Origin of the sequence: Yersinia sp. 1252 StPb PI, from assembly GCF_048593885.1 — a bacterium.
In the GTDB taxonomy this organism is placed as follows: Bacteria; Pseudomonadota; Gammaproteobacteria; order Enterobacterales; family Enterobacteriaceae; genus Yersinia; species Yersinia enterocolitica_E.
Genome location: NZ_JAZGQE010000157.1, coordinates 1 through 11,102, shown reverse-complemented (window position 1 = coordinate 11,102; position 11,102 = coordinate 1). Strand labels below are relative to the sequence as shown.

Below are 11,102 nucleotides of genomic sequence, written 5' to 3'. Positions count from 1 at the left end.
CATTAAGTCACAAAAAGAGATGCCCGATGGGCATCTCTGCCTTTTTATTACTTATAAACATCGGCATCAGCGTCAAATTTCTTCTTTTCACGCTCGGCGATGATCACATAATACTTACCGCCTTTCTCATCCGCCATTTTCGACAGCTCTTCTTTCACATCCATCGGCGATGTTGCCTGACCCGACGTGGTAATGGTGCCAATCTTCTCGTAATTCTTCGCTTCTTCTTTAGTAATTTCTTTCGCCGCCATCGCGCCAAAAGAAACCCCCGTAACGACCAGAGCTACAGCCAGATTTTTCAATAAATTCATACCGAATACCTCGCAAATGAAGGATTAATGCGTATAAAAACAGTAAGAGAAACAGAGATGAATTGATTTAATTAAAGACAGTTGGCTGATGTGACGCCACGCGCAGTGGCCGCCCACACCTCTAAAGAAAAGGCTCTCCCCATGCCAGTGCGCGGGGATGCGCCAATTTGAACCTTCTTAATTATTAAGCAGATTTAATATTTAGCCATTAAATTACACATTAAATTCCATTCATCTCTATGTGCTAAGGCCTTAAATCTGTGGCAGTTAGCTATTCCAGTGTGATTTTAGCGTCAACATGTGCTGAAAAATCGATAAGTAATTTTGAAAAATCATCAGGATGAGAAACAAAAGGGGCATGAGCTGCTCCCTTCATCACCACCGATTGACTCTGCGGCCAGGCACTATCTAATAACGAAGCCACTTTGCGCGGCACCAGCCCATCCAGATAACCATAAATGCGCAACAAAGGTAGAGTGCATTTGGCCAGTGTGGGTCGTAAATCGGCAGTACGCAGAATGTCTAGCCCGCCGATTAACACCTCCACCTCTGGCATCTGGTGTTGTAGCACCACCGCTTTCAATAAACGGGCATCCTGTCGTGCACTTTCCGTCCCCAAAGTTTGCAATGCCAGAAAACGCTCAACGGTACGCTGAAAATCCTCACTTAACTGTTGCTGGAAACCGGCCAAGACTTCCGGCCGAATCCCCGGCCATTCATCATGCGCAGTAAAACATGGCGAGGAGGAGACAGTTATTAGCCCACGCACGCGCTCTGGCTGAGTCAAGGCTATCTGACTGGCCACCAGCCCGCCCATCGACCAACCGAGCCACAAGGCGCGCGGTGGTGCTTGTTGTAAGACAATTGCCGCCATATCAGACAGTGGCATCGCACCAAAATCTTTGCTGCGCCCATAACCGGGGAGGTCCACCAAATGCAGACGAAAATGCGGCGCGAGTCTATCAATTATGCAATGCCAGACTTCGGCGTTCAGCCCCCATCCGTGCAGCAGCACAAGATCGCAATCACCTTCACCGCAGGTGTTCCAATACAGTTGTTTCATACGTTAATATCCTGTTGCCTTAGCCGCGTCATACATCACTTATCAAGGAAGATAAACATGCTAACAATCGTCAGCCAGTGTTGGCTATGCCGGCAGCGGTTATATCATCCCAGGCATGGCATTTGTTGTTATTGCAACCAGCATTTACCTAAATTACCGCCCTGTTGCCCTTGCTGCGGTTTGCCCTGCACTAACCCGGCGTCACCTTGTGGCCGCTGCCTTAACGCACCACCCCGCTGGGCGAGTATGACCTTTGTCAGTGATTATATTCCGCCCTTGAACGGGCTGATAAAAAAGTTCAAATTTAACGGCGTCACACCGTTGGCTCCGGTACTGGCCCGTTTATTATTGTTACGCTGGCTTGATGCCTACCGTCAGGGTAAGGTTATCAGGCCAGAAAGAATCATTAGTGTGCCTTTACACCGCAGGCGCTGTTGGCGGCGCGGCTATAACCAAACAGACCTGTTAGCACGGCCATTAGCACACTGGCTTGGCTGCCACTACAGTAATATGACGTTACAGCGAGTACGGGCTACACCACCGCAGCAGCGATTGAACGCTACCGCGCGACGTAAAAATATGCGGGGGATATTTCGTTGTACACAGTCTCTTCGCGGCCAACATATTGCTCTGCTGGATGATGTCGTAACAACGGGCAGTACACTGAATGAGATTGCCGATCTACTCTGGTCCGAGGGGATTGCCTCATTACAGGTGTGGTGTATCTGCCGAACCTTGTAGTCACCCCAGCAATGGGCGTATTATAACCGACAAGAATAGTCAACTATTGAGCAGATGCCATGATCACAATAACAGACGCAGCACAATCTCATTTTGCCAAACTGTTGGCAAATCAAGAAGAAGGCACCCAAATCCGGGTATTTGTTATCAACCCCGGAACACCCACCGCTGAATGCGGCGTGTCTTACTGCCCACCGGATGCGGTCGAAGCAACAGATACTGTACTGAAATTTGAGCAGTTATCTGCCTATGTTGATGAAATGAGTAAGCCTTATTTGGACGACGCTGAAATCGACTTCGTCACTGACCAACTAGGCTCTCAACTTACCCTGAAAGCGCCTAATGCCAAAATGCGTAAAGTTGATGATACTGCACCATTGATGGAGCGGGTTGAATATGTTCTGCAATCGCAGATTAACCCGCAACTGGCCGGGCATGGTGGCCGTGTAACATTGATGGAAATCACACCAGATGCATTGGCTATCCTGCAATTCGGCGGTGGCTGTAACGGGTGTTCTATGGTTGATGTCACACTGAAAGAAGGCATCGAAAAAGAGCTGTTGCAGAAATTCCCAGAATTGAAAGGCGTGAGGGATTTGACCGAGCATCAGCGCGGCGAGCATTCCTATTACTAATTATCCTGCGCCCTTGGTGCTACAGCGGTGTTAGCTTCGCTCTCTCACCCGAATCACTGACTGATGTCAGCTCATCGGGATTTGTTCGCTTGCTGCCTTGCTGTAACACCAATGACTTTGGCTAATAACTTTAGCTAATAATTGAGTATTGCTATTACTCATTGTCCTGCGCCCTTGGTGCTACAGCGGTGTTAGCTTCGCTCTCTCACCCGAATCACTGACTAATGTCAGCTCATCGGGATTTGTTCGCTTGCTGCCTTGCTGTAACACCAATGACTTTGGCTAATAACTTTGGCTAATAATTGAGTATTGCTATTACTCATTGTCCTGCGCCCTTGGTGCTACAGCGGTTTTCGCTTGCTGCCTTGCTGTAACACCAATGACTTTGGCTAATAACTTTGGCTAATAATTGAGCATTGCTATTACTCATTATCCTGCGCCCTTGGTGCTACAGCGGTGTTAGCTTGCTGCCTTGCTGTAACACCAATGAATAATATTGTTCTTAATGCTGACAAAACCAGATGACTCAATCTGGAGCGGTGAGGATAGGCAGAAGAGTAAAGCGTCCGCGCCAGGGATGGCGCGGCATGAGCCTACATCGACGTATTGACGGCGTCTTTACGATCTGCCTGTTCTCTGCGCCACGAGCACTTTATTGGCAGCCTACTGAGAGATTCCCTCCCCTTATCATCCCGCCGACACATTCTTGCGCCGCTTATCCAAATCCTTCAATAAACGATTAACCTGGCTGTCAGCAAACATCTCTTCCAAGCTCGAGGTCAATTTACGCCGCCAGTTCGGATATTCCTCACTGGTTCCGGGAATATTTACCGGTGTCGCCATATCCAACCAATCTTCCGGTTGCAAACCCAGTAATGCGCTGGCGCTGTCGGCAACATAACGCTGTAATCCTCGGTTAAGGACCGGGCTCATCGAGAGGAGTGACGCTTTATGGCCTACCTTCTTTGGCACACAGTCATAGTGATGTAACCCTTCCAATAATCCTTGCTTGGCCCGTTCCCGATCAAGATAAAGCTGCTTCAATATCTGTTGGTCTGGATATAACCCCAGCTTATTCCCCAACGTCAGATCGTCACTTTGCCAATAGCCCCGTAAGGTCGGCAAATCATGGGTCGTAATGGTGGCCATCGCCTGTGCCGGATAAGATTGTGGCGCACGGAAGGTATTCTCACTGTCATGCTCAAAATAGAGCACCTTGTAGGAATACACCCCGCTGTCACGCAGCTTAGCCACAATTTCTACCGGTACCGTGCCTAAATCCTCGCCAATCACCATGCAGTGATGACGCTGACTTTCCAGCGCCAATATCGCCAATAGATCATCGACCGGATATTTAACATAAGCCCCCTGGGCGGCAGTCTGCCCGTAGGGAATCCACCACAGACGCAATAAGGCCATCACATGATCAATACGCAGAGCGCCACAACTGGTCATATTAGCGCGCAGCAAATCGATAAAAGGCTGGTAGGCACGCGCAACCATGACGTGCGGGTCCATTGGTGGCAACCCCCAGTTCTGGCCCAGCGGCCCTAAAATATCAGGCGGAGCCCCTACCGAGGCTTTCAGACAATATAACTCGCGGTCACACCAGGTTTCAGCGCCACCTTCAGCCACACCAACAGCTAAATCACGGTACAAGCCAATCGGCATTTTTCGTGTCTGGCTGTTGCGAAAACAGTTATCAAACTGAGTGGCGGCCAACCACTGTAACCATAGATAGAAGGTCACATCACTCGCGTATTCGCGGCAAAAATCAGCTACAGCACTGCTGTGCCCATCACGATATTTTTCTGGCCACACCGGCCAGCCCCACATCATTGGGTCTTGCGCACTTAAATGAGCATGTAGCGCATCAAAAGCTGCTTGTTGATGCAGACTACGACCGCCTTGTTCCACAAACTGGTGGAATGCCTGCATCCGCGCATCTTTTGCTTTACGAGCAGTAAACAGCGGGAAGGCCAAACGCAGCGCCATCAATTTCAGTTGCATAACCTGCGGATAATCAACCCACTCATTAGCCCGAATTTCAGCCAGCGTCTGTTGTGTTGCTGGTTGATGCCACCAGAGCTGCGCCGCTTCACTGTGCTGAAACTCATCCACGCGGTTCACGTCGATATAAACCACATTCAGCCAGCGTCTTGAAGAGGGGCTATAGGGGCTAGCACTCTGTGGATTAGCCGGATACAGCGCATGAATCGGATTCAAACCGATAAAGGCACCACCACGCTCGCCCACCTGTTCCAACATCTGGCTGAGATCACCAAAATCACCAATCCCCCAGTTACGTTCGGAACGCAGGGTATAGAGCTGTACACAAGCGCCCCACAACTTTTTCCCTGCCAGCAACGCATCTGGCTCATAGCAACGTTTCGGTGCCACAATAATTGAACACTGCCACTGCTGTAACCCTTGTTCGAGAATCAAACGGTGATAACCCTGCGGCAGAGAAGATGGCAATGTCAGCGTCTTTTTTGCACTGATACGCCCCTGGTGCAACTCACCTTTTTCTGTCTGCAATTGCCAGTGATAATCGCCTGAACCCGCCATTGGTAACTGCATTGGGCTACCAAAAGTAAATACTTTCACCACCGGTAGTGGTGTATTTTCTGTCGAGGTGTCCTGAGGCACCTGGGTGCGCCCCATGGCCGCCAACAACTGCTGCTTGGTTTCCGGCAAAATAGCCTGCGGCTTACCATGAGCATTAATGTAGCTGGCGGCTATCCCTGCCAGTGTCGCTGCTTGATCGAGCGATTTACGATCCATGCAGTCTTCTCCTTAACGTTTGGCTTGCCAAATCCGTGATTGGTAATCACGAATTGAACGGTCAGAACTGAACATCCCTACCCGGGCAGTGTTAAGAATGGTACGGCGGGTCCATTCATCCTTATCGCGGTACAGGGCATCAATTTGCTTCTGTGCCTGACAGTATGAGGCAAAATCAGCCAATACCAGATAAGGGTCACCCCCTTCCAACAGGCTATGCAACATCATGTCAAATGCGTGCTTATCACCTTGGCTGAACGCACCACTGGCCAGCTCATCCAGAATGCTTTTCAGGTGCGCGTCAGCTTTAAGATACTTCTGTGGCTTATAACCTTTCGCCAAAATGGCTTTTACCTGCTCCACGGTGTTACCGAAAATAAAGATATTCTCGTCACCCACCTGCTCGGCAATTTCAACGTTAGCCCCATCAAGGGTACCCACCGTCAATGCACCATTCAGTGCCAGTTTCATGTTGCCAGTGCCAGAGGCTTCTTTACCGGCAGTTGAAATCTGCTCCGATACATCCGCCGCAGGAATCATCAATTCCGCGACTGAAACCCGATAATCGGGGATAAAGACCACTTTTAGGCGATCTTTGACGATCGGATCATTGTTGATCTTATCGGCGGCCTGATTGATCGCATAAATAATATTCTTAGCTAAATAATAACCAGGTGCAGCTTTGGCACCAAACAAGAACACACGCGGCGCAATATCCAGATTCGGGTTGTCACGGATCTGGCGGTAGAGCGACAGAATATGTAACAGATTCAAATGCTGACGCTTATATTCATGCAACCGCTTAATCTGCACATCGAAGATGGCGTCTGGATTAATCACCAACCCCATAGTTCGCTTAACGTATTCAGCTAACTTAACTTTGTTGTCATATTTGATCTGCTGATAACGGCCCCTAAAAGCCTTATCTTCGGCATAAGACTCAAGCCCGGCTAATGCATCCAGATTATTCGCCCATTCCACTTTCAGCGTGTCATCAATCAGGCCAGATAATGCCGGATTACATTGCTTCAACCAACGGCGCGGCGTAATACCATTAGTAACATTATGGAATTTATTTGGCCATAATTGATAGTATTCAGGGAATAAGTCTTTGATAACCAGATCAGAATGCAGTTGCGCTACGCCGTTGACGGCAAAGCCGCTGACCACACACAGATTGGCCATTCTCACCTGCTTATTATGATGAACCGCCAGCTTGGCCCACACCGCTTCATCCCCAGGCCATTGCTTATCCACCACCTTTTTAAACTGCGCATTGATCTGCTTGATGATGACAAAATGGCGTGGCAACAAACTACGCACTAATTTTTCATCCCAACACTCAAGTGCTTCAGGCATCAACGTGTGGTTGGTATAGGCGAAGGTTTTGCTGGTGATCGCCCACGCCGCATCCCAGCTTAGCTGATGCTCATCCAGCAGTACTCGCAGCATTTCAGGAATAGCGATAGTCGGGTGGGTATCATTCAGTTGAATAACTTCATAGTCAGGCAATTCAGCCAGTTTACGACCAGCCAGATGATGCTTACGTAAAATATCCGCCACCGAGCAGGCGCATTGGAAGTATTGCTGCATCAGGCGCAGACGTTTGCCGGCCAGATGGTTATCGTTTGGATACAATACTTTGGTCAGTTTTTCTGCTTCAACGCCATTTTGTTCTGCCAGCAGGAACTTCCCATCATTAAAATTAGTTAAATCAAATGGATGTTGATGAGTCGCCTGCCACAGGCGCAACGGCTGTGTTACACCATTGCGAAAACCCAGCACCGGTAAATCCCAAGCTTCACCGCGTAAGGTGAAGGCCGGACGCCACACCTGGCGGCCATCAGCGAGTTTTTCTAACTTGCCAGCAAAGCCGACATCAACCGCCAACGCCGCATTATGGCGAAACCACGGATAACTCTCGCGCTGCCAGTTGTCCGGGGCTTCCTGTTGTTTACATTCACTGAAAGATTGACGGAACAGACCGTATTGATAATTCAGACCATAACCGGTGGCGGGTTGCTCAACGGTTGCCATCGAATCAAGGAAACAGGCCGCCAAACGCCCAAGACCGCCATTACCCAATGCAGGGTCAGTCTCCTGCTCCAGCAAATCACACAGGTTAATTTGCTGCTCGGCCAGTAATGCCTCCACTTGATCATACCAACCCAGATTAATCAGGTTGTTTGCCGTTAAACGACCAATCAAAAACTCCATTGAAATGTAGTTAACATGCCGTTGGACTTTTTGGGTTTTACCTGGTGCAGGCTGAGCCGCCAATTGTTCGGCTAACGCCGCGCTGACAGCTTCCCACCATTGGTGTTGAGTCATTTGCTGAGCGGAGGTTAGGCCAAAGCGCTGCCACTGGCGGGTCAGTGCGGCCAGGAAATCGTCCTTTTTAAGCGTAGGCTGTGACATAGGGAGTCTCTATCCTGTGAGTGGGGTAATTTTACCCTTATCCTGCCAATGAGAACTGACAAGGGCATCATCCTGCCGGGGGATTAGCTGGGGATGAGTCGCAGGGCGTAGCTAAAATTGTGATCCGGTGCAACTTACAGCCATATGAAACATTAACTCTATTGCAATAACATGGCCGTTATCAGACCTTAGCAGTGCTGATTAATTACGAGGCTAAAAATAATTACTCTTATGAATGCCTGTAACATTTCATTACAAATGGACATATCACTCGCCAGGACGTCTTCTCACCGGATATTGGTTAAACCGGACACAGCATGCTGATCCCCTCAAAACTGAGCCGCCCGGTACGGCTGCAAAATACCGTGATACGCGACCGTCTATTGGTTAAGTTATCAGGTGTAGCAAACTATCGCCTGACTTTGATCAATTGCCCAGCCGGTTATGGTAAGACCACGTTGATCGCCCAATGGGCTGCCGACCAATCCAATCTCGGGTGGTATTCACTGGATGAAAGTGACAATCAACCAGAGCGTTTCGCCTCTTATCTGATTGCTGCGGTACAGTTGGCGACTGGCGGCCATTGCAGTAAAAGTGAAGCTCTTAGCCAAAAGCATCAATACGCCAGCCTTTCAGCGCTGTTTGCTCAATTATTTATCGAGTTGTCCGATTGGGATGGCCCGCTTTATCTGGTCATCGATGACTATCATCTGATTACCAATGACGCTGTTCATGAAGCGGTGCGCTTCTTTCTGCGTCACCAGCCGGAAAATATGACGCTGATCCTGCTATCCCGCACCTTGCCACCGCTGGGAATTGCTAACCTGCGGGTGCGCGATCAGTTGCTGGAATTAGGCATGCAGCAACTGGCATTTAATCATCAGGAAGCACAGCAATTTTTTGATTGCCGCCTGTCAGTGCCACTGGAACAAGGTGATAGCAGCCGCTTGTGTGATGAAGTTGAAGGCTGGGCCACCGCGCTGCAACTGATAGCACTGTCATCGCGTCAGCCAAACTCATCCGCGCAAAAATCGGCAAAACGCCTGGCAGGGTTAAATGCCAGCCATTTATCAGACTATCTGGTGGATGAAGTATTAGATCAGGTGGATAGCAATTCCCGCGTTTTTCTGCTGCGTTGCTCAGTATTACGTTCCATGAATGATGCCCTGATTGTGCGCCTGACTGGGGAAGATAACGGTCAGCAACGGCTGGAAGAGTTGGAGCGCCAGGGGTTATTTATTCATCGTATGGATGACAGTGGTGAATGGTTCTGCTTCCACCCGCTATTTGCCACCTTCTTGCGCCAGCGCTGCCAGTGGGAATTGGCGTTGGAGTTACCGGAATTGCATCACGCAGCCGCTGAAGGCTGGATGGCGCTGGGCTACCCGGCTGAAGCAATCCACCATGCATTGGCCGCAGGTGATGTTGGCATGTTACGTGATATCTTGCTGCAACATGCCTGGACGCTGTTTAACCACAGTGAGTTGGCGCTGCTGGAACAATGTCTGGTCGCCCTGCCTTACTCTTTATTGGTGCAGAATCCAGAACTGGCACTGCTACAAGCCTGGCTGGCGCAAAGCCAACACCGTTATGGTGAGGTGAATACCTTGCTCGAGCGCGCTGAATCGGCAATGCAAGAGCGCAAAATCCCTGTTGATGAGATTTTACGCGCTGAATTTGATGCCCTGCGTGCTCAGGTAGCTATCAATGACGGTAAGCCAGATGAAGCCGAAAAACTGGCAACTGATGCGCTGAAATATCTGCCGATGGCGAACTTTTATAGCCGTATTGTGGCAACCTCCGTAACTGGTGAGGTTCATCATTGTAAAGGGGAGCTAAGCCGTGCGCTGCCCATGATGCAGCAAACCGAGCAAATGGCACGTCGCCACGAAGCCTATCACTATGCCTTATGGGCATTGCTACAACAGAGTGAAATCCTGATTGCACAAGGTTTCTTGCAAGCCGCTTATGAAACGCAAGATAAAGCCTTTGATTTAATTCATGAACAACATCTTGAGCAGTTGCCGTTGCATGAATTCCTGCTGCGTATTCGCTCCCAAATTTTATGGTCGTGGTCACGGTTGGATGAAGCGGAAGAAGCGGCACGCAAAGGTATTGAGATTCTGGTCAATTACCAACCCCAACAGCAATTGCAGTGTTTGGCGATGCTGGCAAAATGCTCACTGGCGCGTGGCGACCTGGATAACGCCAATATGTATATTCAGCGTTGTGAGGCCCTGCAACACGGCAGCCAATATCATCTCGACTGGATAACCAATGCCGATAAGCCACGGGTTATTCACTGGCAGATGACCGGGGATAAAGTCGCCGCCGCAAGTTGGCTGCGCCAGGCAGAAAAACCGGGGATGGCGGATAATCACTTTTTACAGGGGCAGTGGCGTAATATCGCGCGGATACAGATCATGCTAGGGCGCTTTAATGAAGCCGAAGTAGTATTGGACGAACTGAACGAAAATGCCCGCCGCCTTCGTTTAACCAGTGACCTTAACCGTAATCTGTTGTTAAGTAATATCCTTTACTGGCAAACCGAACGTAAAAGTGAGGCCCAGAAAGCGCTGATTGAATCACTGTCATTGGCTAACCGCACCGGTTTTATCAGCCATTTCGTGATTGAAGGTGAAGCTATGGCACAACAGTTGCGCCAACTGATTCAACTTAACGCGTTACCGGAATTGGAACAGCATCGTGCTCAGCGAATACTGAAGGATATTAACCAGCACCATCGGCATAAATTCGCCCATTTTGATGAGATATTTGTCGATAAACTGCTAACTCACCCGCAAGTACCAGAACTGATCCGTACCAGCCCGCTAACCCAGCGCGAATGGCAGGTATTGGGGCTGATTTACTCCGGCTACAGTAATGAACAGATCGCCGGTGAGCTGGAAGTGGCGGCCACTACGATTAAAACCCATATCCGTAATTTATATCAAAAACTGGGGGTTGCTCACCGTCAGGAAGCCGTACAACAGGCACAGCGTTTATTACAGATGATGGGTTATGTTTGATTATTTTTATTGTTATGGCAATAAGTTACCACTGTACTGCAATTTACATTAAACCAATGTTATTGCAGTCAGTGGTCTTTGCCGATAATATTTTTATATTAATAATATTATCGGCTATAAC

At 49.2% G+C, this 11,102-nt stretch carries 7 protein-coding genes and 1 pseudogene; 4 read left to right on the top strand and 4 right to left on the bottom strand.

Annotated elements, in window-relative coordinates; genetic code table 11:
• Positions 1–47: 47 nt before the first annotated feature.
• Together V2A85_RS18515 and bioH are read right to left on the bottom strand one after the other, a co-directional pair.
• Entirely contained in the window at positions 48–311 is a 264-nt protein-coding gene (locus V2A85_RS18515; protein ID WP_083161242.1) for a YdgH/BhsA/McbA-like domain containing protein, read from the bottom strand.
• 271 nt (positions 312–582) lie between these two features.
• Positions 583–1,374, bottom strand: a complete 792-nt coding sequence (gene bioH / locus V2A85_RS18510; protein WP_372560311.1) for a pimeloyl-ACP methyl ester esterase BioH — start codon at positions 1,372–1,374, stop codon at positions 583–585.
• 57 nt (positions 1,375–1,431) lie between these two features.
• Between bioH and gntX the strand changes: the two genes are divergently transcribed.
• The 3 genes and pseudogenes from gntX to V2A85_RS18495 all read left to right on the top strand — a co-directional run.
• Positions 1,432–2,115 carry a DNA utilization protein GntX gene (gene gntX, locus V2A85_RS18505; RefSeq protein WP_420072059.1) on the top strand — a complete coding sequence of 228 codons (684 nt, stop codon included), beginning with the start codon at positions 1,432–1,434 and terminating at the stop codon, positions 2,113–2,115.
• Between the two features lie 59 nt (positions 2,116–2,174).
• Positions 2,175–2,750: a Fe-S biogenesis protein NfuA gene (gene nfuA / locus V2A85_RS18500; RefSeq protein WP_083161247.1), complete on the top strand. Its 576-nt coding sequence runs from the start codon at positions 2,175–2,177 to the stop codon at positions 2,748–2,750.
• 597 nt (positions 2,751–3,347) lie between these two features.
• Positions 3,348–3,416, top strand: a pseudogene (locus V2A85_RS18495) (gluconate 5-dehydrogenase); the annotation flags it as partial.
• A gap of 21 nt (positions 3,417–3,437) precedes the next feature.
• On the opposite strand, the gene malQ reads toward V2A85_RS18495, so the two are convergent.
• Both malQ and malP read right to left on the bottom strand, forming a co-directional pair.
• Positions 3,438–5,534, bottom strand: coding sequence for a 4-alpha-glucanotransferase (gene malQ / locus V2A85_RS18490; protein WP_420072058.1), 2,097 nt, complete (start codon positions 5,532–5,534; stop codon positions 3,438–3,440).
• Positions 5,535–5,546: 12 nt separating this feature from the next.
• Positions 5,547–7,952, bottom strand: a complete 2,406-nt coding sequence (malP, locus tag V2A85_RS18485; protein ID WP_372560308.1) for a maltodextrin phosphorylase — start codon at positions 7,950–7,952, stop codon at positions 5,547–5,549.
• Between the two features lie 317 nt (positions 7,953–8,269).
• Here malP and malT point away from each other — a divergent pair, with 317 nt between their 5' ends.
• The gene (gene malT / locus V2A85_RS18480) at positions 8,270–10,981 is read left to right on the top strand and encodes an HTH-type transcriptional regulator MalT (protein ID WP_083161255.1); all 2,712 of its coding nucleotides are present in this window, start codon (positions 8,270–8,272) and stop codon (positions 10,979–10,981) included.
• The last annotated feature ends 121 nt before the right edge of the window (positions 10,982–11,102 follow it).

Excerpts from the sequence above, each read along its gene's own strand:
- nfuA (WP_083161247.1), top strand. The coding sequence starts at position 2,175 with ATGATCACAATAACAGACGCAGCACAATCTCATTTTGCCAAACTGTTG.
- V2A85_RS18515 (WP_083161242.1), bottom strand. The coding sequence starts at position 311 with ATGAATTTATTGAAAAATCTGGCTGTAGCTCTGGTCGTTACGGGGGTT.
- malP (WP_372560308.1), bottom strand. The coding sequence starts at position 7,952 with ATGTCACAGCCTACGCTTAAAAAGGACGATTTCCTGGCCGCACTGACC.
- malQ (WP_420072058.1), bottom strand. The coding sequence starts at position 5,534 with ATGGATCGTAAATCGCTCGATCAAGCAGCGACACTGGCAGGGATAGCC.
- bioH (WP_372560311.1), bottom strand. The coding sequence starts at position 1,374 with ATGAAACAACTGTATTGGAACACCTGCGGTGAAGGTGATTGCGATCTT.
- gntX (WP_420072059.1), top strand. The coding sequence starts at position 1,432 with ATGCTAACAATCGTCAGCCAGTGTTGGCTATGCCGGCAGCGGTTATAT.
- malT (WP_083161255.1), top strand. The coding sequence starts at position 8,270 with ATGCTGATCCCCTCAAAACTGAGCCGCCCGGTACGGCTGCAAAATACC.